Consider the following 25,957-nt stretch of genomic DNA (forward strand, 5'->3'; position numbering starts at 1 on the left):
ACGCTTGACTCAAGCGTACGTCCAATGCGTTAGGGCAGAACCAGGATGGCTTCGACCTCGAACTGCGCTTCCTTGGGCAGGCTGGCCACACCGATGGTGGAGCGCGCCGGAAACGGTTGCGGGATCAATTCGGCCATGATGGCGTTGGCGGCGGTGAACTTGTTCAGGTCGGTCAGGAACAGGGTCAGTTTGACGATGTCGCTCAATGTACCGCCCGCCTCTTCGATGACCGCGGTCATATTGGTAAAGGCCTGACGAACCTGGGCTTCGAAGTTTTCCGACACGAGCTCGCCGGAGCTGGGCTCCAGGCCGATCTGGCCCGAGAGAAATACGGTCTTGCTGCCCGTGGCAGAGACTGCTTGCGAGTAAGGGCCGACCGCTGCCGGGGCCGCATCGGTATGGATGATTTGCTTGCTCATGGGCCGTATCCTTGAAGAAAAATCAATCTTGATAGACTGGACTATTAGAGTTTATCTGGCTATAGGTATTTGCGAAAGGTTGGCTGTGTTGAGGGTAAGAAAAAATGCCCCCACGCGGCACCTTCGGCTTGCTGCCCTCCAGGGGGCTTTTGCCTTGGGGCGGCCCAGCGGCAAAAAAAAGATGCAGTTGCATCTTTTTTGGGTAAATCAGACCGAAATTTCACGTAATAGATGCGATCGCTTCTATTACCGGACTATGCCTCGCCAATCTGTCCGCGATGTTCCTTTAGCAGGTCATACAGGGTTTGGGCGGCGGTGGACAGGGTGCGGCCCTGGCGGCGGACGAGGTATAGCGGACGGGTGAGCGCCTTGCCCGCCAGGGGTTTGATGACAAGGTCGCCGCGACGAAAGTGAAACAGAGTCATGGCGGGAACGATGGTGATACCCAGACCCGCGGACACCAGGCCAGTGACGGTGGCGAGGTGCTCGACTTCGAGTAAGGGTTGGGCGGGGATCGCGCCCATGGCATCGTCCAGATGGCGCCGCACGCTGCTGCCGCGGGCGAGCTGGATCATGGGCCAGCGTCCCAGGTCGCGCAGCCGTATCCGGTCGCGTGTAGCCAGGGGATGATCTTTGCGACACACCAGGAAAAACCGGTCCGCGTGCAGGAACTCGCTGTCCAGGTCCGACATGTCGGCACGCTGCGCGGCGACCGCGAAATCCGCCGCGCCGCTTTGCACCAGGTCTAGACAGGGATCCAGCAAGGCATCGCGCAGTTGCAGCGTGATGCCGGGATAGTCCTGGTGAAACTGTGCCAATAGGCCCGGCAACCAACCGGCCGCCAATGATGGCAATGCCGCGACGGTAACGTGCCCGCGCCGACGGGCGGCGTGGTCGCGCAGGTCTTCGACGACCAGATCAAACTCCCCTAGCAAGCGGCGCGCGGAGGCATCCAGCACCCTGCCCTCGGCGGTGAGCTCGACATTGCGCGTGTTACGGTCGAACAGGCGCACGCCGGCGGACTCCTCTAGCGCGCGAATCAATGCGCTGAAGGCGGGCTGCGTCAGGTGACAGCGCTGGGCGGCACGAGTGAAGTGTTTTTCGTCGGCCAGGGCCACGAATGCACGGAGTTGGCGGCTAGATAGATTCATAGAAACTTTGGATGAATCAATCTTATATTTCTATTTCACTTATGAAGCAAGCGTACTTATAGTGGGGACTATGACAAGTACACGCGGGTGGAATATGTCGGTCAATGGCCTGTCCCCGCCGTGGATTCAGTAAAGAGACAAACACAATGGCTTCCCCCTTTTTGATCGGCTGCGCCACGGGTTTTTCTGGCGACCGCACGGATGGCGCGCTGCCGGTCGTGCAGGCGTTGGCCGCACGTGGCGGCGGGACATTGATTTTCGAAACGCTGGCCGAGCGGACGTTGGCCCTGGCCCAACTGGCGCGCAACGCCGATCCGGAAAGTGGCTATGAGCCGCTGCTGCGGGAGTTGCTCGCGCCGGTGTTGGCGGATTGTTTGCGGCACGATATCCGGATCGTGAGCAATTTTGGCGCGGCCAATCCGCCGGCTGCCGCGCGGGCGATTGCGGCATTGGCGCGAGAACAGGGGTTGCCCGCTCCGCGTATTGCCGTGGTGCATGGCGATGCGTTGACGACGCCGGAGCAACGTGCGTTATTGCGCGAACGAATCGGCGCGACGTTTGACGAGATGGACGTCGTCAGTGCCACGGTCTATCTGGGGGCGAACGAGATTGCCGAGGCGTTGCGCGCCGGCGCACAGATCGTGGTGGCCGGACGCGTGGCGGACCCCTCATTAACGGTTGGCCCTGCCTTGGCGCATTACGGTTGGGCACTAGACGATTGGCAGCGACTGGGCCGCGCCACAATGGCCGGGCATATGCTCGAATGCGGCCTGCAGGTCACGGGGGGCTATTTCTGCGTGCCGGGCCTCAAAGAAGTCCCCGATGTGCATGTGGCCGGCTACCCCATTGCCGAGATCGATGCGGATGGCGGGTTTGTGATTACCAAACCGGATGGGACGGGCGGCGCGGTCGATGCGCGCACGGTCAAAGAACAACTGTTATACGAAGTACACGATCCCGCGCGCTATTTGACACCAGACGTGGTGGCGGATTTAAGCCAGGCAACAGTGCGGGTACTGGGACCGGATCGCGTAGCCGTGACGGGCATCACCGGACACGCGCGGCCTGACGAATTAAAGGTCAATGTGTGCCATCGCGGCGGCTGGTTGGCCGAGGCCGAGATTTCTTATGCAGGCGTACAGGCTGAGGCACGCGCCCGCCTGGCGGCGGATATCGTGCAACGGCGCCTGGGCTCGGCGCTAAAGGTACGCACGGATCTGATCGGGGTGACGAGTATTCTGGGTGACGATCGCGGCAACCTGCTGCATACGAAATCCGCCGGCCACGCCCGCGACGTACGTCTGCGGCTAGCCGCGGAACACGCCGACGCCGACATCGCACAACAGCTGCTGCGCGAGGTCACGGCGCTCTATTGCTGTGGGCCCGCCGGCGGCGGCGGGGTACGTACGTCGCTGCGCTCGCGTTTGAATATGGTGTCGTGCACGATCCCGCGCGATGCGGTGAAAAGCGGCTGGAGTTTGATGGAGGCCGCGCAATGACGACCATGAATTCGGCATCGGAAGCAACTGCGTCCTCATCCACGACGATGCACGCGCCCTCACCCACTGTCTCTGTCCCGCTCTATCGCCTGGCGCACAGTCGCTCGGGCGACAAGGGGGATATTTCCAATCTCAGCTTGATTGCGTGGGATCCCGAGTGTTACGCGGTGATGGTCGGCCAAGTCACCGAAGCGCGCGTCGCGCAATGGTTCAGCTATCGTCACCCCACGCGCGTGACACGATATGTGATTCCGAGTTTGGAGGCGATGAATTTTGTGCTGGAGGGCGTCCTCGATGGCGGCGTGAATGATGCGCTGAATCTGGATACCCACGGCAAGAGTTTGTCGTTTCACTTGCTGGATCTGCAGGTGGATGTCAGCGCGGAATTGGCGGCGCGTTTGCCGGATGTTCCAGGTGATATTTTCGCCTCACCCTTGGGATGCATCACGTAGTTGCGTAGTACCTATTTTCATTTTCTATAACAACACAGGAGACTCAAATGCGCTTGACCCCTTTACGTTTGCTTGCCGCCCTATGCACCGCATTGCCGTTAACGGTGGCGGCACAAGATTTTCCGAATAAGCCGATTACGTTTATTGTTCCGTTCGCCGCAGGCAGCGCGACGGATCAACTTGGCCGCGCGATCGGCCAGGGCGTGGCCGAGCAAATCAATCAATCCGTCGTCATTGAGAACAAGCCCGGCGCCAGCGCCATGATCGGCGCTCAGGCCGGCGCGCGTGCCGCACCGGATGGCTACACCGTATTGATCACGACCAATACGACGCACGCTGCAAACGAGCACTTGTACAAAAGCTTGTCCTACGATCCCGTAAAGGACTTTTCGCCGATCACGCTGTTGGGCAAAGGCGGCCAGATCATGGTGGTCAATCCAAAATCGTCGGCCAAAACCGTATCGGAATTTCTGGCGCTCGCAAAAGAATCGCCGGGTAAGCTGAGCTTTGGCAGCGGCAGCTCCAGCAGCCGCATCGCGGGTGAACTGCTGCAGCAAATGGCAAACGTCAAACTGCTGCACGTGCCCTACAAGAGCAACCCGCTCGGCATCACCGACCTGCTCGGCGGGCAAATCGATACGATGATCACCGACACTGCCACCGGCTTGCCGCAAGTCTCGGCCGGCAAGCTACGCGCACTGGGCTTTACCGGCAGCGAGCGCTCTCCCCTGGCCCCCGACGTGCCCACCATCGCCGAAGCTGGCGTGCCGGGTTACGAAATGGGTTATTGGTTCGCCGCGTATGTGCCTGCCGGCACGCCCGACGACGTCGTCGCCAAACTGCACGATCTGTTGGTCAACGCCACCGAACGCAAAGCGGCCAAGCAGTTCTATCAAACCACTGGTACAGCCCCGGCCACATCGACACCCAAAGAACTAGCCGAATTCCAGAGTGCCGAATCGAAGAAATGGGGCGACATTATTAAAAAGGCCGGGATTACGGCGGAGTAAATGCTTGGAGCCGGTGGCCTCGAAAATGAAGCCGCCGGCGGTGGGGCGGCGTGCCGTGAACAGTGAATTCGTGATTGGAAAACAATAACCTACTAAAGGTAGGCTACGATAAGTAGGTTATCAATCCAATCCGAGAGTCACACCGATCATGCACGCACTCATCGTTACTAGTCACCCCGATTCGGCGTCCCTCACCCACGCCGTCGCTGCCCAGGTGGCACAAGGGATCAGCGAATCCAACACACAGCATTCATTCGAAATCGCGGATCTTGCTGCGGAAGGTTTCGATCCCAGGTTTACACCGACCGATGTAGCCCTGCAACTCAAGAAAGCCGAGCCATTACCCGATGTCGCAGCCGAACATACCCGACTCGACCGTGCGGACGCGCTGGTGCTGGTCTATCCTATTTACTGGTGGTCATTTCCCGGCTTGTTAAAAGGATGGATCGACCGGGTATTTACCAATGGCTGGGCCTACGATGAAAACCCGGATGGTAAGGTGATGAAAAAGCTGCAGCACCTCCAGGTGCATCTGATCGCCATTGGCGGTGCTGATATGCGAACCTATGCCCGACACGGCTACTTTGGTGCAATGAAAACACAGATCGATCACGGGATCTTCGGTTACTGCGGCGCACGCGTGGCGACATCCGAATTGCTGCTTGCCTCCGATTCCGGATTCCCGGCGTCCCATCTCGATGCGGCCTATGCGATAGGCGGCAAGATTTTTGCGTCGGCGCAGTAACGCAATGCAGGAAAACGAATATTGATAGCCCCTAGCTCTGGTACGCCGCCGCGACGCCGTCTGCCGCGACAGGAAAGAACGCGACAGCTTCTGGATGTCGCCTGGAAGCTCATTGGTGGTGAGGGCACAGATGCGCTGACACTAGGCCAGCTTGCCAAGGCAGCGGGTGTCGCCAAGCCTGTCGTGTATGACCATTTCGGCACACGCAATGGGCTGTTGGCCGCACTGTATCAGGACTTCGATGTGCGGCAGACCGCGATCATCGACGCCGCCATCGCCGCTAGCAAGCCGACGTTAAAGGACAAGGCGCGCGTCATCACATCCTGCTATGTCGAATGCGTGCTTACGCAAGGCCGCGAGATCCCCGGCGTACTTGCCGCGCTGAACGGATCACCGGAACTCACCGCGATAAAAAGGCAGTATCAACACGCTTTCATCGAGAAATGCCAGACCATTCTGGCGCCGTTCTCCGGGCCTCAAGGCGTTTCAACCGCGAGCTTGTGGGCCATGCTCGGCGCGGCCGATGCATTATCGAATGCCGCCGCCGCTGGCGAAATTACCGAAGAACAAGCTCGAGACGAACTACTGCAGACCATCTTGGCCATGGTCAAACGCAGCAACTAGGCCTATCGGCCTATCAAGCGAGAATCCACGTTTCCGCGGATTATTTCTCTACGAACGCCCGTTCGACGACATAATCGCCCGGCTCGCCGACGCCCGGCGATACCTGGAAACCGCGGGCATCCAGCATGCCGCTGATGTCGGCCAGCATATGGGGGCTGCCGCAGAGCATGGCACGGTCGGTTTCGGGGTTGATTTGCGGCAGGCCGACGTCTTGGCAGAGTTTGCCGTTTTCGATCAGGTGGGTGATACGGCCCTGATTACGGAACGGCTCGCGCGTGACGGTGGGATAGTAGACGAGCTTGCTGCGAACGATATCGCCAAAAAACTCATTATTGGGGAGTTCTTTTTCGATGAAGTCGGCATAGGCCAGCTCGCTGGCCCAGCGCACGCCGTGCACGAGCACGATTTTTTCGAATTTCTCGTAGACGTCGGGGTCTTTGATGATGCTCATGAATGGCGCCAGGCCGGTACCGGTACCGAACAGGAACAGGTTTTTGCCGGGCTTGAGGTCATCGACGATCAGGGTACCGACGGGCTTGCGGCTGACGAGGATGGTGTCACCCTCTTTCAGGTGCTGCAGGCGCGAGGTCAACGGGCCGTCCTGGACCTTGATGCTGAGGAATTCGAGGTTTTCTTCGTAGTTGGCGCTGGCGATGCTATAGGCGCGTACCAGGGGCTTGCCCTCGACCTCGAGGCCGATCATGACAAAGTGGCCGTTGTGGAATCGCAGGGCCGCGTCGCGCGTGGTGGTAAAGGAAAAAAGCGAATCGTTCCAGTGGCGCACGCTAAGTACGCGTTCAGTATTAAAAGCTGCCATGTCGTTGAGTCAGTGCAACGCACCAGGTGCGCCAGGTAAAGTGCCGCGCTGTGCAAAAAAGTTCGCAATAGGCCGGCGCGGGGCTCAGGGTTTTCCCGATTTTACCCTGTCTTCTTGATAGCTCATCTCATTAATCCGTAATGCCCTTATAACTTTCGGGTAGAACACGGGTTCGCCCCGGGTGGAGAAAACTGTCCTGACAGGTAGTTGAAGGGGTTGCGGCTTCCTGTTATTGTCGCACCCACTTACTTGATAATCGTTTTCGTTAACATTCCACCGGAGCACCCCTATGTCGACCCGACGCTTTTTCTTGTCCCCTCTGATCGGCGCCCTGGCGCTGGCCGGTGCGGTAGTCGCAGCGCCGACCTTGGCTGCGGAGGAAGTCAGCCTGTACACGACCCGCGAGCCCAAGCTGATCCAGCCGATGCTGGACGCGTTTACGAAGGAATCGGGGATCAAGGTCAATACCGTTTTTGTGAAAGATGGCCTGCTCGAGCGCGTAAAAGCCGAGGGTGCGCAGTCGCCGGCTGATGTGCTGATGACGGTGGATATCGGGAATCTGATCGACCTGGTTGATGGCGGCATTACGCAGGCGATCAAGTCCGAGACGCTGAATTCGGTCATTCCGCAGAATCTGCGCGGCGCCGATGGCAAGTGGTATGCCCTGTCGCTGCGCGATCGCGTGTTGTACGCGGCCAACGACATCAAGCTGGACAGCTTTCACTATGAGGACCTGGCCGATCCGAAATGGAAGGGCAAGGTCTGCATTCGCTCGGGCCAGCACCCGTACAACACCGGGCTGATCGCGGCGATGATCGCGCATGATGGCGCCGAGACGACGGAGAAATGGCTGACGGGCGTCAAGGCCAATCTGGGCCGCAAGGCGACCGGCGGTGATCGCGACGTGGCGCGCGACATTTTGGGCGGCATCTGCGATATCGGTATCGCCAATGCCTATTATGTGGGCCACATGAAAAACGCCGAACCCGGCACGGATGCTCGTAAATGGGGCGACGCGATCAAGGTCGTGCGCCCGACGTTCAAGAATGGCGGCACGGGTACGCACGTCAATATCAGTGGTGCGGCCGTGGCGGCCCATGCGCCTCACAAGGAAAACGCGGTCAAGTTGATGGAGTTCCTGGTGTCGGAGCCCGCCCAGACGCTGTACGCGCAGGCTAACTATGAATACCCGATCCGCAAGGGCGTGAAACTGGACCCGGTCGTGGCGAGCTTTGGTGAGCTGAAGATCGATTCTCTGCCCGTGGCGGAAATCGCGAAACACCGCAAGCAGGCGAGTGAATTGGTTGACAAGGTCGGCTTCGACAATTAAACCGCTGGGGTTGGCAAAACTCGACAAGCGCTGGCCATCAGCCTGATCTTGTCTGAGATGCGACAATTCCATACGCTGGCGCCGACCCCGTACGCGGCGCAGGCAGTAACCGGGTGTCAGGCGCCGCAAGGGACCTGACACCAACTTTTTTTGAAGCATGCAAGCAGATACATTACCCCGCCCCTGGCGACTGCGTAGCGCCGAGCGCGGCGCGGGCTGGCTGGCGGGCGCTTTCCTGATTGCGCTGGCTGTGCTGTTGCCGCTGGGCGCGCTGGCGTGGCGGGCGCTGGACGCTGATTTTTCTCATTGGTCGCACTTGGCGACGTACGTGTTGCCGCAGGCGCTGGCCAACACCGCGATCTTGCTGGCGGGTGTCGGTGTCCTGGTCACGATGTTGGGCACCGGGGCTGCCTGGCTGGTGACGGCGTATGATTTTCCCAGTCGCAAGATCCTGACGTGGGCGTTGTTGCTGCCACTGGCGGTGCCGACGTACATCATTGCGTTTGCCTATCTGGATTTGCTGCACCCTATCGGACCGATCCAGACGGCGATCCGCGCGCTGCTGGGCTATAGCAGCCCGCGCGAGTTTCGATTGCCGGACCTGCGCTCGATTTACGGCGCGATTTTTGTGCTGGGCTTTGTGTTGTACCCGTATGTGTACCTGAGCACGCGCGTCATGTTTATGACGCAGGCGGCGAGTTTGCTCGAGGCCGCGCGTACGCTGGGTGCGGGGCGCGTAGGGGTGTTTGTGCGGGTGGCGTTGCCGCTGGCGCGGCCCGCGATCGCGGTCGGCGCCAGCCTGGCCTTGCTGGAAACGCTGAACGATATCGGCGCCTCGGAGTTCCTGGGCGTGCAGACGCTGACAGTGTCGGTGTATACGACATGGGTGACCCGGTCTGATTTGGCCAGTGCCGCGCAGATCGCGCTGACGATGCTGGCGATTGTGGTGGCCTTGATTTTGCTGGAGCGCCACGGTCGCAAACGGCAACGCTTTGCGAATACGCAGCGGATGCGGCCGATGCAGGCGCGTCGTTTGCGTGGCGGTGCCGCGTTGTTAGCGGTGGTGTTGGGCTGGATTCCGGTGTTGCTGGGGTTTTTGGCGCCGGCGGGCTATCTCGTGGTCGAGACTTACAAGCGCCTGCATCTGGTGGGTGGGGTATCTGATCAGTTGATCAATGGCCTGAAGAACACGGTCACCGTGGCGTTCGCAGCCACGGTGGTGACGCTGGTCTGCGGGCTGATTGTGGCGTGGGCGGGTCGCACGTTACGTGAAAGCGCGCACGTTAATCCGGGACGCGCTTGCGCACGAATCGCGAGCCTGGGCTATGCGGTGCCGGGGACGGTGCTGGCGATTGGATTGCTGATGCCGTTTACCTGGATCGATCGGCAACTGGGTTCGGTGTTTGGGACACAAGGCTTGATCTTGATGGGATCGGTGGGCGCGCTGGTATGTGCCTATACGATGCGTTTTCTGGCGATCTCGGTAGGTGGTATCGAGGCGGGTCTGTCGCGCATTCCACCGTCGCTGGAGCAAGCGTCGCGGTTGTTGAATGAAAGCGCCGGCGGCACGCTGCGCCGCGTCCATCTGCCTCTGCTCAAGCCCGCGCTGGCGACAGCCGCGTTGCTAGTATTTGTGGATGCGATGAAGGAATTGCCCGCCACGCTGTTGTTGCGGCCGCTGAATTTTGAAACGCTGGCAACGTGGCTTTATGCCGAAGCCGCACGCGGCACCTACGAAGAAGGTGCGGTCGCAGCGTTGGCGATTGTGGTCGCGGGATTGTTGCCGGTGATTTTGCTGGCACGTACGAATTTGAAAATGGGACATTAATACGGTGGCCGATCTGTTAGAACTCGATCGCATTTCCCTGGCCTACGACACGCCGCAAGGCCTGCGTTCCATCGTGGAAGATCTGTCGTTGGCCTTGCCTGCGGGCCATATTGGTTGTCTGCTGGGCCAGTCGGGCTGCGGCAAAACCACCATTTTGCGGGCGATTGCGGGATTTGAACCGGTACGCGCGGGACATATTGCACTGGACGGCAAGACCATTTCATCCTCAACGACGCAAGTCGCGCCCGAACAGCGCCACGTCGGCATGATGTTCCAGGACTATGCCCTGTTTCCGCATCTGACCGCGGCACAGAATGTGGCGTTTGGATTGCGCAAGCTGATGAACAAGCCTGAACGCGCCGCGCGGGTGAAGGAAATGCTGGATCTGGTGGGACTATCTGCGTCGGCGGATAGCTATCCGCATGAGATGTCCGGCGGACAGCAACAACGGGTCGCGCTGGCCCGTGCATTGGCGCCCTCTCCTGATTTGTTGCTGCTGGACGAGCCGTTTTCGAATCTGGATGTGGATACGCGCGAACGCCTCGCCTTCGAAGTGCGCGACATCCTTAAATCCACGGGACACACGGCCATCCTCGTCACGCACAATCAGGCGGAAGCCTTCGCCATCGCCGACCGCATCGGCGTGATGAACAATGGTCAGGTCATGCAGTGGGACACCCCCTACAACCTGCATCACCACCCCGCTGACGACTTCGTACACGAGTTTATCCGTCGCGAAACGCTGGTCGAGCAACGCCAACAGGCATACGCGCGCGGGCGGTAGAAGCTAAGCCGCGCTCATCTCCAAACCGCCACCAAACGACCCAATCTCGACTCAGGCAAACACGTCTTCGAGACGTTCAGCCTGCAGAATACGCAGCGCCCACTGGTTCAGCGTGACTTCATCAGCCTCGACGATGCGAGCGTGCGCCCAATCCGGCAGCATGCCGAATTTACTGGTAATTAGTGTCGTCAGCAATTCGGCAGCGCCTGTAATTTTGCCTTTCTGCAGGCCTTGTTCTCGACCTTCTTCCAAGCCCTCAGCGCGTTCGCGCTTGAGCCGCACGCGCTCGATACTGGTCACGTAAGTCATCTGGTGTTCCTCTTCGATTTGAATGACGGCGGCTTCGAATACGGGTTCTAGGTCATCTGGCAGATACAGCATGGCATCGATGACCCGAAATAGCGTACGCCTATTATCGCGCGTGAATCCCCATTGTTCCAAATGCCGAACGAGCTCGATCTTGCGTGCCAAACGGTCGTGACCGTGGCGCAGCGCGCTGGCTTCCAGTTGGACCAGCACGATCACCGCAAAGGGGTTGCGCGGCGCGAGTTCGTGCAGCTCGACCATGCGCGGGCGCCAACTTTCCAGCCAGACCACGGGAAAGGTAAAGCACAAACCACAGCCCTCGTCCTGATAGGCGTAAGACATCAGGTTTGATGCCCGCACGGCGCGATCCTCACCCCGACTGCCGCTTCGTCCCGTGAGCACGACCAGGTTGAGCAGCCGATCACCAGGATATTTCGATTTCAGCCGAATGTGATAATCAAACATACGTGCCGAAAACGTCGAATCACATCGCGTTTGAACCTCCACGTGGATCAACAGCATCTTGTCCTGGCCGTCGAGCATGCGCACGGAAACCAGCTTGTCGACATGCCGACGCCCACGCGCGGTGCTGCGCATAAGCGCCTGCAATTCCTTGTCCATGAATTTCGGCGGATGTGTCCAATCGATATGGGCATGCGTGTCTGGGCGCAGCATCAGCATGAATTCGGGGAAATACGCAGACAAGGCGTCTTTCCAGGCACTATCGTAGTCCGGGCGTTGGGCCATAAAGCATTTCGTGAGGGCTGTTAAGCGAGCCCTCTACTATCGGCCCCAGAGCCAACTGACGTCAGCCTCGGTGAATGCTTATGTCCATGCGTAATGGCCGCAAGGTGCGATCAACACGTCATGCGCGCAAGCCTCAAACTCTAACGCGGCGCCCTCATGCCTTCGGTGGCGGCAACGGGATGTATTCGGTTTCGTCACCCGGGACAACCTGGTCGAAGCGATCGCGTTGCCAGTCTTGTTTGGCTTGTTCGATGCGGTCTTTGCGGCTGGAGACGAAGTTCCACCAGACGAATCGCGGGCCGTCCAGGGGCTCACCGCCCAGAATGGCAAAGCGTACGTCATCAATGGCGCGAATGGTGACGGGTTGGCCGGCCTGGAGAACAAGCAGTTGGCCGGGTTGATAGGTCTGACCCTCGATCTCGACGGTACCGCGACTGAGATAGGCGGCGCGTTCTTCGTATTCGGCGGGAATGACGACGGTCGAGCCGGGTTGCATCATGATGTCGCCCAGGAACAAGGGCGATAGTGTCTGCACGGAGGAGGTTTTACCAAACAATGAGCCCGCCACGATTTGGGCGCGCACGCCATCACCTTCGAGGGTGGGTTGCGCGTCCAGGCCGTAATGGACAAAGCCCGGGTCGGTTTCTTCGTGCTGGCTGGGCAGGCCAACCCAGAACTGCAGGCCCGCCAATCGGTGGCCGGCGCCGCGTTCGGCGCTGGGGCTGCGCTCCGAGTGCACGATGCCCCGCCCCGCCGTCATCCAGTTGACTTCACCGGGCAGGATTTCCTGCACATGACCTACGCCGTCGCGGTGCATCATGGCGCCTTCGTAGAGATAGGTGACGGTGGACAGGCCGATGTGCGGATGCGGCCTGACGTCCATGCCCTTGCCGGGTTCGAACAAGATCGGTCCCATTTCGTCGAGGAATACAAACGGGCCGACGGTGCGCCGCTGCGCGGAGGGCAAGGCGCGGCGTACGTGGACGCCGTCACCTAAATCGCTGGTGCGTGGAACGATGAGAGTTTCTACGTGGGGCATGGAGTTCTCCGTGGTGGGCGTCGTGGGTTCTGTTTTACGACATTCTGGCAGGTGCCGGGGCAAATTGTCCCGGCGTATGCCGGGTGAGGATCGCTAAATGGCCATTAACTAGCCACTGCATGGTCTGTGAATCGCCTACGCATGGCCGGTGAATGATCTGTGAATGACCAGTGAATCGCCTATGCATGGCCGGTGACTGATCCGCCAATGACCAGTCAATGGCCCGTCAATGGCCGGCGTTCAGGATGTTGCTCGGAACGCCGGCCTTGCCGGTCAGGACAGGTCAAAGACCAGGATTTCGGCCTGTTGGCCGTCGCTCAGGCGCACAGTGGTTTCGTCGGTGAGGGCGACGGCATCGCCGGCCGACAAGGACTGACCGTTGACCTGTACCTGGCCACGCGCCACGTGCACCCAGGCTTTGCGGCCGGTGGCTAGCGGCAACTCGGCGGTTTCCGCACCGTCGAACAGGCCGACATACAGGCGCGCGTCCTGGTGGATGCGCATGGACCCTTCGGCGCCATCGGGCGAGACGACCTGACGCAAGCGGCCGCGCTTTTCGGCTTCTGGCACGGGTAGCTCTTCGTATTCGGGCTCGATGCCGGTAACGTCGGGCTCGATCCAGATCTGCAACAGGTGCGTGCCTTGGTCCGATAGCGGGTTGAACTCGGAGTGCAGTACGCCCCGCCCGGCGCTCATGCGCTGGACATCGCCCGGCCGAATGGTGGATCCGCTGCCCATGCTGTCTTTGTGCGCGATGGCACCGTCCAGCACGTAGGTGATGATCTCCATGTCACGGTGGCCGTGCGTGCCAAAGCCGCGACCGGCCGCGATGCGGTCATCGTTGATGACGCGCAGCGAACCAAAGCCCATGTGGTCCGGATCATAGTAATTGGCGAACGAAAAGGTGTGATGGCTATCGAGCCAGCCGTGGTTGGCGTGGCCACGTTCTTCGCTACGGCGCAGGGTCAGCATGGTTATCTCCTTTCAGAATATTGAATATGCAGGACTGGGACGTTTCGGTCTTTGTACTGCTGATGAATGATATTTTGCGCGTTTCAGGGTCTCTTGAGGCTGAACGGATTTGATGAGATCATTCAATTAATTTGAATATTTACTTCATGCCTTCACTGAGCCCTCGCCATGCAAGCGATTACTCCAGAATTGCTCTACATCATCGACGCGATTGCGCGCCATGGCAGTTTTGCCAAGGCAGCGCGCGAGTTGGGCAAAGTCCCCTCGGCGGTGACGTATTCGGTGCGTAAGCTCGAGGACGCGCTGGATGTGCTGCTGTTTGACCGCAGCGGGCATCGTGCACGTTTGACGCCGGCGGGCCAGACGCTCTTACAGGACGGCCGGCAGGTGTTGCAGTCGCTGGATGCCCTGGCGGGCCGAGTAAAACGGGTGGCAACGGGTTGGGAACTGGAGCTGCGGGTGGCGGTGAGCGCGGTGCTGCCGTGGCCGCCGATGTATGACCTGATCGAAGGATTTCGGGGATGCGCATCGGTGACAACGCTACGGTTATCTACCGAGGTTTTGAGCGGCACGTGGGACGCCCTGTCTAGCGGACGCGCGGATCTGGTCATCGGCGCGGATGCCGCGGGCGCGCCATCGGGCGCCTATCGGTCGCAGCCGCTGGGCGAACTGCAATTTGGATTTTGCGTCTCGCCGCGCCACCCTCTGGCGGCGTTGAACCGGCCGTTGACGGCCGCCGATATTGCGAGCTACTGCGCGGTAGTCGTGGCCGATACGTCACGTGATCTACCGCCCCGTACGCGAGGTTTGCTGAACCAGCAACCCTTGATCGTCATGCCGACGATGCAGGCCAAGATCGAGGCGCAGATACGTGGTGTGGGTTGCGGGTATTTGCCACTGAGCCTGGCCGCGCCCCATATCTCGCAAGGGCAACTCGTCCAATGCGTAACGGACGACGTGGTACCCATGACGGAGCAACTCGTCTATGCCTGGCGCGAGCAAGCCCCTGGGCAAGCCCTGACATGGTGGCTGGAAAAACTGCGTTCGCCACGGCTGAGCGAGAGCCTACTCGGTATGTGAACGCCGATAGGCAAGATCCTGCCCGGTGTGCGAGCGCGTGACCAATGTACGAGAACCTGGCCGGTATGCGAGCGCGCGGCCAATGTGCGAGAACCTGGCCGTGACGGCCAATAAGCGAAAGCCCGCCGGATTGTGATCAGCGCGACTCGGTGCTGTATTGCAGCAGGTCGAACAACGCGGCCTTGGCGTCGAGCAACGGCGCGACAATGAACTCGGCCATCCTGCCCTCGAATCGGACGGGTTTCAGGTGCTGTTCGACGATGTGATATTCCGGCCGATCGACATAGTCGTCAAACAGGATCACGCAACCCGGCGGCGCCAACATGGCGGTGACCAGAAATGAAGCGACGCGGAATCGGCCGTCGATCAACACCAACGAGGGCTTCTCGCCGGCCTGCTCCAGCCTGACCCAGGGAGCGCTGCAGTAGTTTGGCCAATCCTTGGCGTGATTTTCGTTGACGGGCCGACCCCAGTTGCCAGTCCTGCCAATATCGACATAGACGGGCACATAACGCCGGCGCGGGATCCCGTCGGCAATCAGGCGCTTTTGCACGGACTGCAAGAACATCAAATCCGAATCAACGGAATAGATGCGGCGTATGCCGGCTTGAGCGGCCATGATCGAGCTGCCGCCGGATCCATATTCCAGGAATATCTTTACGCCTTTCAAGCGCTCGGCGAGTAAGGCGATACCCGCGTCTTCCATATGCGGGATGCTGGGAATGGTCTCGGGTGACCACTGGGGAGGTTCGACAGCCTTGGGGGGGCGCTTTTTCTTTGCGTCGGCGCCCGTGGACTTGGAAGGTTTGACTTTGGGCTCTTTGATCTTTGGCGCCGTAGCCTTGGCTTCTTTCGATTTTCGGGCTTTGGGGCCTTTCGGTTTAGCCTTGGTATCGGTAGCGACTTCTTCGAGCTTTTTGCGCCTGGCTGCGGACACTGCGGACTCCCAACGGTCTAGGTGTTTATTTCAACACAATGAGCTTAGGTTCCCAAGGTTACAGCGGCGTTTTTATACCCATTTTTTTGCAGCGAAATGTATACGGCGCTCTGCGTGTAGCAGTCGGCACCGCACGGGTAGGACCGGGTTTCTACACGTGCGGGCCGAAATGGATTAGTCCTCGATACCCAGTTCTCTGAGCTTGCGAGTGATGGTGTTGCGGCCGATGCCCAAACGCGTCGCGGCCTCGACGCGGCGGCCGCGACTGGCGTCCAACGCGGTTTGCAGCAGGACTCGTTCGAACTGCCGCGTCAGCGTGGCCATGACGGCGGGCTCGCCGCGCTCGAGTCGATACTGGGCTTCGCGCAGCAGCGCGCCCTGCCAATCCGGGGTGCCCGAATCGACACGAGCGCCGCTGTTCGGTGAGCCGAACGCGGGCGCCGCGGCCGGAAAACCACCGCTGTTAACCGTATTGGGTGACGTGCCGACGGCGTAGGACTGACCGCCACTCATGGTGCCGGAGACGACTCTCCCACCCTGTGAGACGTCGTGCTGTTGCAATTCCATTGCCCGGATTTCGGGCGGCAGATCAGCGCGCTCGACAATCTGGCCGGGCGCCATGACCGTGAGCCAATGGCAGAAATTCTCCAACTGCCGAACATTACCGGGAAAGTCAAAACGCGTCAGAACAGCGATGGCGTCAGGGGTCAGGCGCTTGACGGGCACGCCCAACGAGCGTGCGCTAAGCGCCAGAAAATGGTTGGCCAGTGCGGGGATGTCTTCCACGCGCTCGCGCAGCGGCGGCAAGCGCAGTCGAATGACATTGAGACGGTGAAACAGGTCTTCGCGAAACAGGCCTTGCTCGACGCGCTGCTCCAGGGGTTGGTGGGTGGCCGCGACAATACGCACGTCAACGCGTACGGGTTGCGCGCCACCCACGCGATAAAAACTGCCCTCGGCCAACACGCGCAGCAAGCGGGTTTGCAACTCGATCGGCATGTCGCCGATTTCGTCGAGGAACAAGGTACCGCCGTTGGCTTCTTCGAAGCGGCCGCGGCGCAAGGAGTTGGCGCCGGTAAAGGCGCCGCGCTCGTGACCAAAGAGTTCGGCTTCGAGCAAGTCGCGGGGGATGGCGGCGGCGTTCAGCGCCACAAACGGGCCACCCGCCCGTGCGCCGTGGCCGTGCAAGGCCCGCGCAACGAGCTCTTTACCGGTACCCGATTCGCCGGTGATCAAGACGGTGACTTTGGATTGGGACAGGCGCCCGATCGCGCGAAATACCTCTTGCATGGCGGTGGACGCGGACTGCGTCATCATCCGCTCGCTGTTCAGTGCGGTGTCGCCCTCGCCTTCGGCTGGCTTTTCCTGGGGGCCGGATTCGACCACGGCACGTTCGATCAGCGCGACGGCTTCGTTAACGTCAAAGGGCTTGGCCAGATAATCAAAAGCCCCACCCTGAAAGGCAGAGACGGTGCTGTCCAGATCCGCATAGGCGGTCATGACGATGACGGCCAGACGGGGATGGCGCTCTTTGATTTGGCGCAGCAAGTCCAGGCCGCTGCCACCGGGCATGCGTATATCGGAGACCAGCGCGGCGGGCGTATCCCCCTCCAGGGCCTCGAGCACGTCCGAGGCTTGGGCAAAGCTACGCGTCGGTATTTCGGCACGAGCCAGGGCTTTTTCCAGGACCCAACGGATGGCCTGGTCATCATCAACGATCCAAACAGGTTTGTTCACGGTCTCTGCTCCATCGGTAAGACCAGACGGAATTCAGTATGCCTGGGACGTGATTCGAATTCGATAATGCCACCGTGCTGCTGCACGAAATCCTGGGCAAGACTCAGGCCCAGCCCCGTGCCGCCGGGCCGGGCGGTGACCAGGGGATGGAAAATGCGGTCGCGTATTGCTTCTGGGACACCCGGCCCGTTGTCGATGATGGCCAATACCAGCGCCAGTCGATGCTGACGATGCGCCAGCATCACTTGCCGAGCGACACGGGTGCGCAGCGTGATTTGAGGGGCTGGCGTGTCCGCGCTCACGCGCTGCACAGCGAGCTCCTGGGCGGCGTTACGCGTAACGTTCAGCACGGCCTGCATCAACCTGGCGGCATCACCCTCAAGGTCGGGCATGGATGCGTCGTAGTCGCGCACCAGCGTGACCTTGTCGCGAAATTCGGCCTGGATCAACGCGCACACGCGTTCGCAGACTTCGTGAATATTCACGGGACGCGCGGACAACGGGACACGCTGCGGACCACTTAACCGATCGACCAGGACTTGCAGGCGATCAGCTTCGGAAATTATGACTTGGGTGTACTCGGTGAGCGCCGCGTCGGGCAACTCGGCCTCGAGTAACTGCGCGGCGCCGCGCAAGCCACCCAGCGGATTCTTGACCTCGTGCGCGAGGTTGCGCAACAGCTCACGATGCGCCGTGATTTCTTCGACTAATCGATGGTTACGATCGGCCAGCACGCGCTGTTCGATCTCGCGCGCTTCGATGAGCACGGGCCAGGTTTGGCCGGTGAGTGACACGGTCGTGACGGTGACTTCGACGGATTCGCCCGCGCGACGTAATGAGGATAACTGTCGTACGTCGGCAAACTGACCGCCTACGGCACGATCGATGGAGGACTGTACGGTCTCTGGGTGACCAAATAATGTAGCGGCTGATAGCCCTTGCAATTGCTTGCGGGATCGGCCAAACAGGTCTTCGGCCGCAGCGTTGGCTTGTTCGACGTGCCCGCGTTCGTTCAGAAGCAGGACAGCCGTGGCCAATAGATCAAACGCATCAACATTTATCATTTGCAGCACCGGGGTGGACGGGCTGGCGGGCCGTCCCGTCCGCCCCACTAAGCCATGGACATCACAGGCTGTAATACATGTCGAACTCGATCGGGTGCGTGGTCATGCGCAGACGTTGAACTTCGCCTTCTTTCAGTGCCAGATAGGCGTCGATCATTTCGTTGCTGAACACGCCGCCACGGGTCAGGAACTCGCGGTCCTGGTCCAGGGCTTCCAGCGCCTGATCGAGCGAGGCGCAGACGGTCGGGATCTTTGCATCCTCTTCGGGCGGCAGGTCGTACAGGTTTTTGTCGGCGGGATCGCCCGGATGGATCTTGTTTTGCACGCCATCCAGACCGGCCATCATCAAGGCCGAGAAAGCCAGGTACGGGTTGGCCAGGGGATCCGGGAAGCGCGTTTCGACGCGACGGCCCTTGGGGTTGCCCACATACGGAATACGGATCGAGGCCGAGCGGTTGCGAGCCGAGTACGCCAGCTTGACCGGGGCTTCGTAGTGAGGAACCAGACGCTTGTACGAGTTGGTGCCCGGGTTGGTGATGGCGTTCAGTGCACGCGCGTGCTTGATGATGCCGCCGATGTAGTACAGGGCGAATTCGGACAGGCCGGCGTAGCCGTTGCCCGCGAACAGGTTCTGGCCGTCTTTCCAGATGGACTGGTGCACGTGCATGCCAGAGCCGTTGTCGCCAACGATGGGCTTAGGCATGAAGGTCGCGGTTTTGCCGTAGGCGTGGGCCACGTTGTGCACGACGTATTTCATGATCTGGGTCCAGTCGGCGCGCTTGACCAGCGTGCTGAACTTGGTACCGATTTCCAACTGGCCGGCGCCGGCGACTTCGTGGTGGTGCACTTCGACGGGCACGCCCATTTGCTCGAGCAGCAGGCACATTTCGGAACGCATGTCCTGGAACGAGTCGACCGGCGGCACGGGGAAGTAGCCACCCTTGACGGAGGGACGATGGCCGAGGTTGCCGCCTTCCATTTCGAGGCCGGAGGACCACGGGGCTTCTTCGGACTTGATCTTGACGAAGGTGCCGGACATGTCGGTATTCCAGGTCACGCCGTCGAACACGAAGAATTCGGGTTCCGGACCAAAGTAGGCGGTATCGCCCAGGCCGGAGGACTTCAGGTAGGCTTCGGCGCGCTTGGCCAGCGAACGCGGGTCGCGGTCGTAACCTTTGAGGTCGGACGGCTCAACGACGTCGCAGCTCAGGATCAGGGTGGGCTCTTCGCGGAACGGATCCAGGTTGGCGGTATCCAGGTCAGGAATCAGCAACATGTCGGATGCTTCGATGCCCTTCCACCCCGGAATCGACGAACCATCAAAGGCCTGACCGCTTTCGAGCTTGTCTTCGTCCACGGCACTCGTAGGCACCGAGACGTGGTGCTCACGGCCCATCGTGTCGGTAAAGCGGAAGTCCAGGAATTTGACTTCGTTGTCGGCGATCTGTTTCAGGATGTCTTTCGGGCTTGCCATGTCATCTCCATTAGATAAAAGCGCCGGGGGACGAAGCCACGTTCCGGCTGGCATAAACAGTAGAAAGCAAGATGCGTGCCAGGATCCATCACGGGGCATGGCGAGCGAAACGCATGCATAAGGGGCATCAACGCCCCATAATAGTGCATATTATGGTGCACAAACGCACCAATTTAGTGCAAATCTATTGCGGATCGGATTACAGGAACATTTCCTGCAGATCATTCAGGAAGCGCCAGCCCAGTGGAGTCGCGCGCAGGCGCGTGGGATCGGAGTCCAGCAGGCCACGCGCGGTCGCGGCTTGTAGCGCACGAGAAATCGCCGCGAGCGAGAGCCCCGTGCGCTCGCTAAACGTCGTCGCCGCCACACCCTCTTTCAGGCGCAAGGCGTTGAGCATGAACTCAAATGGCAGCTCATCAGGGCCAACCGAACGCGTCTCGGCAATATGGCTGCCGTCGCGCGCCATGGCGCCGGCCATCCAGGTGTCGGGGCTGCGCAGGCGGGCCTCGCGCACGATCCGGTCATGAAAGGAGAGCTTGCCGTGCGCGCCCGGTCCCAGGCCCAGATAGTCGCCGAACTCCCAGTAATTCAGGTTATGGCGGCTGCGAGCACCGGGTTTGGCATAGGCCGAGACCTCGTAGCGCTGCAGTCCGGCGGTGTCGAGCGCGACCTCGATGGCGTCTTGCATGGCGGCGCTGGTGTCGTCGTCGGGGAGCGTGGGCGGATATTTGGCGAATACGGTATTGGGCTCGAGCGTCAGGTGGTACAGCGACAAGTGCTCGGTACCAAACGACAGCGCCTGCTGCACATCGTCCATACAGGCGGCCATGTCCTGCCCGGGCAGGGCAAACATGACGTCCAGGTTCACGCGCGACACGGCGCGCTGCGCCATTTCAATCGCGGCGCGCGCCTGGGCGGCGTCGTGGATGCGCCCCAGTTTTTTGAGCTGGGCGTCGTCAAAGCTCTGAATGCCCAGGGACAGTCGATTGACGCCACTGGCCGCGTAATCCCGAAAGCGCCCTGCCTCGGCCGTGCCAGGATTGGCCTCCATCGTGATTTCCGCATCGGGCCAGAGGTTGAGATAAGCCCGCAGCATGGCCAGGATTTCGTCCAGCGCGGCCGCGGACAGCAGGCTGGGTGTCCCTCCGCCGAGAAACACAGAAATGACCTGCCGGCCCCAGATCGAGGGCAAGGCCTGCTCCAGATCCGCGCGCAAGGCATCCAGATAGGCGCGTTCGGGCAGCTCGGCGGGCACGGCATGCGAGTTAAAGTCGCAATAGGGGCACTTGCGCACGCACCAGGGCACATGAATATAGACCGACAGCGGCGGCAGGCTGGTCAGGGTCGCGCCGGCCGGCGTTTTCAGGCGGGTCTGGGTGGGTGCGCCGGCCTGCCGGATGGGAATGGTAATGGCCATTTATTGCGGCGCCAGTTTGGCCAGGAGTTGTTGCAACGCCCGGGCACGATGGCTCTGGCCGTTTTTCTCGGCGGGCTCAAGCTCGGCCGCCGTGCGCCCCAGGTCGGTCAGCAAAAAATACGGGTCGTAGCCAAATCCGTGATCGCCGCGTGGCGTATCGATGATTTCACCGTGCCACAGCCCCTCGCCGATCAGTGGCTGCGGGTCGTCATGCGCACGCACGAGCACCAGCAGGGCCACGTACCAGGCGCTGCGATCGGCCACGCCCACCAGATTACTGACCAGCAAGGCGTTATTGGCGGCATCGCTTCGAGGCGCGTCCGGATCGATTAGCTGTGCATAACGCGCGGAATACACGCCGGGCGCGCCATCCAGGGCGGCGACGCACAGGCCGGAATCATCGGCCAATGCCGGCAAGCCCGTCAGTTGACTAGCGTGACGGGCCTTCGCGAGCGCATTTTCAACAAAGGTGACGTGCGGTTCTTCGGCCTCAGGCACGCCAAGCTCGCTTTGCGGGATGAGTTCGATCCCCAGCGGGGCAAACAGGGCTGAGAATTCGCGCAATTTGCCGACGTTGTTCGAGGCCAGCACCACGCGGCGCAGAGAGGAATCAATAGATGCAGAGGTCATGACGGAGATTGTAGACGGGGACGTCCGTCTGGATGATGGCTACTGGTTGATAATGGGGGCGCCGTAACGACAGAGTGCACGACTTGGCGCGGGCCAGGTGCGTCGTTGCACCCGACAATGTTGCGTAATCTGGGAGATTCGCCTTGATGTCTTGGCGCATCCGTCCCTTAGCGTTTTAACGCCTTTTTAACTCGTCCCCGGCGTTTCCTCGCGTTCGTCCTCGGGGACGTCCGCCACCAGCATGTCGACCAGTTCCCTCGCAAAGGCCGGCAAGGCCTCGCGGCTACGCACGCAAATCTGCAATTTGCGTATGGCCCATTCGTCGGTCAGAGGCACGATGGAGATCTTGTGCACGCGCACGAAACGCTGTGCGACGGACTCGGGGATCACCCCGATGCCCACGCCCCGCTCGATCATGCGGCAGACGGCGTCGAAATTACCGACCTCGATCCGGAATTTGAACGTCCGCCCGAGGGCCTCGGCGGCTTGCACTAAAAACGGATGGATGGCGCTCCACTCGGACAGGCCCACGTAGTCGTTGTTCAGCGTGTCCGCAAAGGCCACGGCGCTCTCTTTGGCCAGGGGATGACCGCTGGCCGCCACCAGTACGAGCCGGTCTTTACGGTATGGGATGAATTCCAGCTTTGGGTCGGCGGTGTAGCCCGCCACGATGCCGAGATCGGCCGAGCCCTCGGCCACGGCCCGCATGATCAGATAGCTCAGTCGCTCGCGCAGCTCGACGTTCACATCCGGGTGCGCGGCCAGAAACTTCCCCAGCACGGCGGGCATGAACTCGGTCATGGCGGTGGTGTTGGCCAGCACGCGCACATGGCCTTTTACCCCGCGGGCAAACTCTTGCATGTCGCCGCGCAACTGCTCGACCTGCCGCATGACCGTACGGGCATGACGCGTCAGGGCCTCACCCGAGGGGGTCAAGGTCACGCCTTGGCTGGTGCGATACAGTAATTGCGTGCCAAAGTGCTCTTCCAGGTTTTTGATGCGCGTACTGGCCGCCGGCAAGGACAAGTGCGTTTTTTCAGCAGCGCGTGTCAAACTTTGGCGATCGCCGATATGCACAATCAGTTGCAGATCTGTCAGATCAAAGTGCCCTGCCATGTATTCCTCTGTTCTTCGGCTATTGCTAACCCGGTATTAACTAATCGTAAATTGGCAAGTCCACCCGGATTGAGGCAAAGTGCCGTTGTTATTTATTGGCCTCATCATAGAACCGAACCATGCCCAGCACTAATCACGATTATCAGGATATCCGCGAAGCCGTACGCGACTTGTGTTCGCAATTTCCTGGTGAGTACTTCCGCAAAATCGACGAGCAACGCGGTTACCCCGAGGAATTCGTCAAAGCGCTGACCGAAGCCGGTTGGCTGGCCGCCTTGATTCCGCAGGAATATGGTGGCTCGGGCCTGGGCCTGACCGAGGCCTCGGTCATCATGGAAGAAATCAATCGCAGTGGCGGGAATTCCGGCGCCTGCCACGGCCAGATGTACAACATGGGCACGTTGCTGCGCCATGGCTCGGAAGCGCAGAAACGCGAATACCTGCCCCGCATCGCAAATGGTGAACTGCGCCTGCAATCGATGGGCGTGACGGAGCCGACGACGGGCACCGACACCACCAAGATCAAAACCACGGCCGTGCGCAAGGGCGACCGCTACGTTATCAACGGGCAAAAGGTCTGGATCTCGCGTATCCAGCACTCGGACCTGATGATTTTGCTGGCCCGCACCACGCCGCTGGAGCAGGTCACTCGCAAATCCGAAGGCATGTCGATCTTTTTGGTCGATCTGCATCATGCCGTCAAGCACGGCATGGCAGTGCGCCCGATCCCCAACATGGTCAATCACGAGACCAATGAATTGTTTTTCGACAACCTGGAAATCCCCGCCGAGAACCTGATCGGCGAGGAAGGAAAGGGTTTCAAATATATTCTGGATGGCCTGAACGCCGAACGCACCCTGATCGCCGCCGAGTGTATTGGCGATGGGTACTGGTTTGTCGACAAGGTCAGCGCGTACGCCAAAGAGCGTATCGTGTTCGGCCGCCCCATCGGACAAAATCAGGGCGTGCAGTTTCCGATCGCGCGCGCGCACATCAACGTCGAGGCCGCCAGCCTGATGCGTTACGAGGCCTGCCGCCTGTTTGATGCGCACGAGCCCTGCGGCGCGCAAGCCAATATGGCCAAGCTGCTGGCCGCCGATGCCTCGTGGGAAGCCGCCAACGCGTGCCTGCAATTCCACGGCGGGTTTGGCTTTGCCAACGAGTATGACGTCGAGCGCAAGTTCCGCGAGACCCGCTTGTATCAGGTGGCGCCGATCTCGACCAACCTGATTCTGTCGTACGTGGCCGAGCATGTATTGGGCATGCCGCGCTCGTTTTAATCGCAGCGTTATCCGCAGAAATTCACACACTTATCATGACTGCCACCCCTCATCCGCACCCCAGCGCCGCCCTCGCGGAGTTTGCCGCCAACCTGCGCTTTGAAGACATTCCGGCACCCGTTCTGCGCCGCGCCGAAGATCTGTTGATCGACTGCCTGGCGTCGATTCTGGCCGGCGCCAATATGCGCCCGATCCAGGCGATGGAGCGCTATGCCGCCGCCATGGGCCCGACCGATGGCGCAGCCGAAGTCCTGATCTCCCGGCGGAAAACCTCGCCGTTATTCGCGGCGATGGTCAACGCCGCCGCCGCGCACGTCGTGGAGCAAGACGACGTACACAACGGCTCGGTGTTTCATCCCGCCGCCGTCGTCTTCCCCCCTGCCCTGGCCGTCGCGCAGGCCCTGGGCCGATCCGGCAAGGACCTGCTGGTCGCGTCCGTAGCCGGCTACGAGGTCGGCATCCGTATCGGTGAATACCTGGGCCGCTCGCACTACAAGATTTTCCATACCACCGGCACCGCTGGCACCCTGGCCGCGGCCGTGACCGTGGGTCGCTTGCTGAATTTGAATGCCGAGCAAATGCTGCACGCACTGGGCTCGGCGGGCACGCAAGCGGCGGGCTTGTGGGAATTTCTGCGCGATGCCGCGGACTCCAAGCAACTGCATACCGCCAAAGCCGCGGCCGATGGCCTGACGGCGGCCTACTTGGCCAAAGAGGGCTTTACCGGCGCAAGCCATATTCTGGAAGGCGAGCAAGGCCTGGCCGCCGGCATGTCCACGGACGCCGATCCCGCCAGGCTCGTTGATCGACTAGGCGAACGCTGGGCGCTGTCGGAGACCTCGTTCAAGTATCACGCGTCGTGCCGTCACACTCATCCGGCCGCCGACGCGCTGCAACAGGTCATGCGTGAATACAAACTGCGCGACACCGATCTCGCCGAAGTGATTACGCATGTGCATCAAGGGGCCATCGACGTGTTGGGCCCCGTGGTGGATCCCAAAACCGTGCACCAATCGAAGTTTTCGATGGGCACCGTGTTGGCACTGATCGCCCGCGAAGATCGTGCGGGTCTGGCCGAGTTCGATGCGGCATTGGGCAACGCCGACGTGGCCGCGCTACGCACCAAGGTTCGTATGGAGCTGGACCCCGAAGTCGATGCTGCCTATCCCGAGCGCTGGATCGGCAAGGTCACGGTCCATACCACCGATGGGCGCATCCTGCAGGGACGCGTGGATGAGCCGAAAGGTGATCCTGGCAATACGCTGAGCCGCGAAGAAATCGAGGAAAAGGTAATGCGCCTGGGGATGTATGCACAGGCGGCGAGCGAAGGGGAAATTCGCGATTTGATCAACACCATATGGGATTTGGAAAACATCGCCCGTATGGGGACACTATTACCGAACCGTTGAAGTCCTGGCTGAGATCCTAGTTCGGCGCTAAAGGTTATGTTTTCTGGTTGATGGGCACGTAATGTAATTACGTGCCCATCTTTTGCGCCG

Annotated in this window: 24 protein-coding genes; 11 read left to right on the plus strand and 13 right to left on the minus strand. The window is 60.5% G+C overall.

Annotated elements, in window-relative coordinates; translation table 11 throughout:
* Positions 1-29: 29 nt before the first annotated feature.
* Both ACYVDM_RS14260 and ACYVDM_RS14265 read right to left on the minus strand, forming a co-directional pair.
* Positions 30-419: a Rid family detoxifying hydrolase gene (locus ACYVDM_RS14260; RefSeq protein WP_415792799.1), complete on the minus strand. Its 390-nt coding sequence runs from the start codon at positions 417-419 to the stop codon at positions 30-32.
* A gap of 254 nt (positions 420-673) precedes the next feature.
* Positions 674-1,570, minus strand: coding sequence for a LysR family transcriptional regulator (locus ACYVDM_RS14265; RefSeq protein ID WP_415792798.1), 897 nt, complete (start codon positions 1,568-1,570; stop codon positions 674-676).
* A gap of 146 nt (positions 1,571-1,716) precedes the next feature.
* Between ACYVDM_RS14265 and ACYVDM_RS14270 the strand changes: the two genes are divergently transcribed.
* The 5 genes from ACYVDM_RS14270 to ACYVDM_RS14290 all read left to right on the plus strand — a co-directional run bounded on the left by ACYVDM_RS14270 (position 1,717) and on the right by ACYVDM_RS14290 (position 5,900).
* Positions 1,717-3,069 carry an acyclic terpene utilization AtuA family protein gene (locus ACYVDM_RS14270; RefSeq protein WP_415792797.1) on the plus strand — a complete coding sequence of 451 codons (1,353 nt, stop codon included), beginning with the start codon at positions 1,717-1,719 and terminating at the stop codon, positions 3,067-3,069.
* 47 nt (positions 3,070-3,116) lie between these two features.
* A complete protein-coding gene (locus tag ACYVDM_RS14275) occupies positions 3,117-3,521 on the plus strand; it encodes an AtuA-related protein (RefSeq protein ID WP_415792852.1) in 405 nt (134 codons plus the stop codon).
* Between the two features lie 47 nt (positions 3,522-3,568).
* Positions 3,569-4,531 carry a Bug family tripartite tricarboxylate transporter substrate binding protein gene (locus ACYVDM_RS14280; RefSeq protein WP_415792795.1) on the plus strand — a complete coding sequence of 321 codons (963 nt, stop codon included), beginning with the start codon at positions 3,569-3,571 and terminating at the stop codon, positions 4,529-4,531.
* A 148-nt stretch (positions 4,532-4,679) separates the two neighbouring features.
* A complete protein-coding gene (locus tag ACYVDM_RS14285; RefSeq protein WP_415792794.1) occupies positions 4,680-5,276 on the plus strand; it encodes an NAD(P)H-dependent oxidoreductase in 597 nt (198 codons plus the stop codon).
* A 21-nt stretch (positions 5,277-5,297) separates the two neighbouring features.
* On the plus strand, positions 5,298-5,900 hold the full coding sequence (locus tag ACYVDM_RS14290; protein WP_415792793.1) for a TetR/AcrR family transcriptional regulator: 603 nt from the start codon (positions 5,298-5,300) through the stop codon (positions 5,898-5,900).
* 40 nt (positions 5,901-5,940) lie between these two features.
* Here the strand turns inward: ACYVDM_RS14290 and ACYVDM_RS14295 are convergent, their stop codons facing one another.
* Positions 5,941-6,717 carry a ferredoxin--NADP reductase gene (locus ACYVDM_RS14295; RefSeq protein WP_415792792.1) on the minus strand — a complete coding sequence of 259 codons (777 nt, stop codon included), beginning with the start codon at positions 6,715-6,717 and terminating at the stop codon, positions 5,941-5,943.
* A gap of 289 nt (positions 6,718-7,006) precedes the next feature.
* On the opposite strand from ACYVDM_RS14295, the gene ACYVDM_RS14300 reads away from it, so the two are divergent.
* The 3 genes from ACYVDM_RS14300 to ACYVDM_RS14310 all read left to right on the plus strand — a co-directional run bounded on the left by ACYVDM_RS14300 (position 7,007) and on the right by ACYVDM_RS14310 (position 10,659).
* Positions 7,007-8,047: a Fe(3+) ABC transporter substrate-binding protein gene (locus ACYVDM_RS14300; protein ID WP_415792791.1), complete on the plus strand. Its 1,041-nt coding sequence runs from the start codon at positions 7,007-7,009 to the stop codon at positions 8,045-8,047.
* A gap of 157 nt (positions 8,048-8,204) precedes the next feature.
* Positions 8,205-9,875 (plus strand): ABC transporter permease, encoded by a 1,671-nt coding sequence (locus ACYVDM_RS14305; protein ID WP_415792789.1) that lies wholly within the window; start codon positions 8,205-8,207, stop codon positions 9,873-9,875.
* Between the two features lie 4 nt (positions 9,876-9,879).
* On the plus strand, positions 9,880-10,659 hold the full coding sequence (locus tag ACYVDM_RS14310; RefSeq protein ID WP_415792788.1) for an ABC transporter ATP-binding protein: 780 nt from the start codon (positions 9,880-9,882) through the stop codon (positions 10,657-10,659).
* 51 nt (positions 10,660-10,710) lie between these two features.
* On the opposite strand, the gene ACYVDM_RS14315 is transcribed toward ACYVDM_RS14310, so the two are convergent.
* From ACYVDM_RS14315 to ACYVDM_RS14325, 3 genes are all read right to left on the minus strand, one after another.
* Positions 10,711-11,712, minus strand: coding sequence for an RpnC/YadD family protein (locus tag ACYVDM_RS14315; protein ID WP_415792787.1), 1,002 nt, complete (start codon positions 11,710-11,712; stop codon positions 10,711-10,713).
* A gap of 154 nt (positions 11,713-11,866) precedes the next feature.
* On the minus strand, positions 11,867-12,751 hold the full coding sequence (locus ACYVDM_RS14320) for a pirin family protein (RefSeq protein WP_415792786.1): 885 nt from the start codon (positions 12,749-12,751) through the stop codon (positions 11,867-11,869).
* Positions 12,752-13,024: 273 nt separating this feature from the next.
* Positions 13,025-13,723: a pirin family protein gene (locus ACYVDM_RS14325; RefSeq protein ID WP_415792785.1), complete on the minus strand. Its 699-nt coding sequence runs from the start codon at positions 13,721-13,723 to the stop codon at positions 13,025-13,027.
* Positions 13,724-13,891: 168 nt separating this feature from the next.
* Between ACYVDM_RS14325 and ACYVDM_RS14330 the strand changes: the two genes are divergently transcribed.
* On the plus strand, positions 13,892-14,803 hold the full coding sequence (locus ACYVDM_RS14330; RefSeq protein WP_415792784.1) for a LysR family transcriptional regulator: 912 nt from the start codon (positions 13,892-13,894) through the stop codon (positions 14,801-14,803).
* Positions 14,804-14,939: 136 nt separating this feature from the next.
* Here ACYVDM_RS14330 and ACYVDM_RS14335 read toward each other — a convergent pair whose 3' ends face one another.
* The 7 genes from ACYVDM_RS14335 to ACYVDM_RS14365 all read right to left on the minus strand — a co-directional run bounded on the left by ACYVDM_RS14335 (position 14,940) and on the right by ACYVDM_RS14365 (position 23,178).
* Positions 14,940-15,740: a hypothetical protein gene (locus ACYVDM_RS14335; RefSeq protein ID WP_415792783.1), complete on the minus strand. Its 801-nt coding sequence runs from the start codon at positions 15,738-15,740 to the stop codon at positions 14,940-14,942.
* A gap of 174 nt (positions 15,741-15,914) precedes the next feature.
* Positions 15,915-17,477, minus strand: a complete 1,563-nt coding sequence (gene ntrC, locus ACYVDM_RS14340; RefSeq protein ID WP_415792782.1) for a nitrogen regulation protein NR(I) — start codon at positions 17,475-17,477, stop codon at positions 15,915-15,917.
* Positions 17,474-18,541 (minus strand): nitrogen regulation protein NR(II), encoded by a 1,068-nt coding sequence (glnL, locus tag ACYVDM_RS14345; protein ID WP_415792781.1) that lies wholly within the window; start codon positions 18,539-18,541, stop codon positions 17,474-17,476. The genes ntrC and glnL overlap by 4 nt, the downstream gene beginning before the upstream one ends.
* Before the next feature lie 61 nt (positions 18,542-18,602).
* Positions 18,603-20,015: a type I glutamate--ammonia ligase gene (gene glnA / locus ACYVDM_RS14350; protein ID WP_415792780.1), complete on the minus strand. Its 1,413-nt coding sequence runs from the start codon at positions 20,013-20,015 to the stop codon at positions 18,603-18,605.
* A gap of 199 nt (positions 20,016-20,214) precedes the next feature.
* Positions 20,215-21,432: a radical SAM family heme chaperone HemW gene (hemW, locus tag ACYVDM_RS14355; RefSeq protein ID WP_415792779.1), complete on the minus strand. Its 1,218-nt coding sequence runs from the start codon at positions 21,430-21,432 to the stop codon at positions 20,215-20,217.
* Entirely contained in the window at positions 21,433-22,062 is a 630-nt protein-coding gene (gene rdgB / locus ACYVDM_RS14360; RefSeq protein ID WP_415792778.1) for an RdgB/HAM1 family non-canonical purine NTP pyrophosphatase, read from the minus strand. It lies immediately after the preceding gene.
* A gap of 186 nt (positions 22,063-22,248) precedes the next feature.
* On the minus strand, positions 22,249-23,178 hold the full coding sequence (locus ACYVDM_RS14365; protein WP_415792777.1) for a LysR family transcriptional regulator: 930 nt from the start codon (positions 23,176-23,178) through the stop codon (positions 22,249-22,251).
* A 119-nt stretch (positions 23,179-23,297) separates the two neighbouring features.
* Here ACYVDM_RS14365 and ACYVDM_RS14370 point away from each other — a divergent pair, with 119 nt between their 5' ends.
* A complete protein-coding gene (locus ACYVDM_RS14370; RefSeq protein ID WP_415792776.1) occupies positions 23,298-24,458 on the plus strand; it encodes an acyl-CoA dehydrogenase family protein in 1,161 nt (386 codons plus the stop codon).
* Between the two features lie 35 nt (positions 24,459-24,493).
* Positions 24,494-25,867 (plus strand): MmgE/PrpD family protein, encoded by a 1,374-nt coding sequence (locus tag ACYVDM_RS14375; protein WP_415792775.1) that lies wholly within the window; start codon positions 24,494-24,496, stop codon positions 25,865-25,867.
* The last annotated feature ends 90 nt before the right edge of the window (positions 25,868-25,957 follow it).

The organism is Bordetella tumulicola, assembly GCF_054779135.1.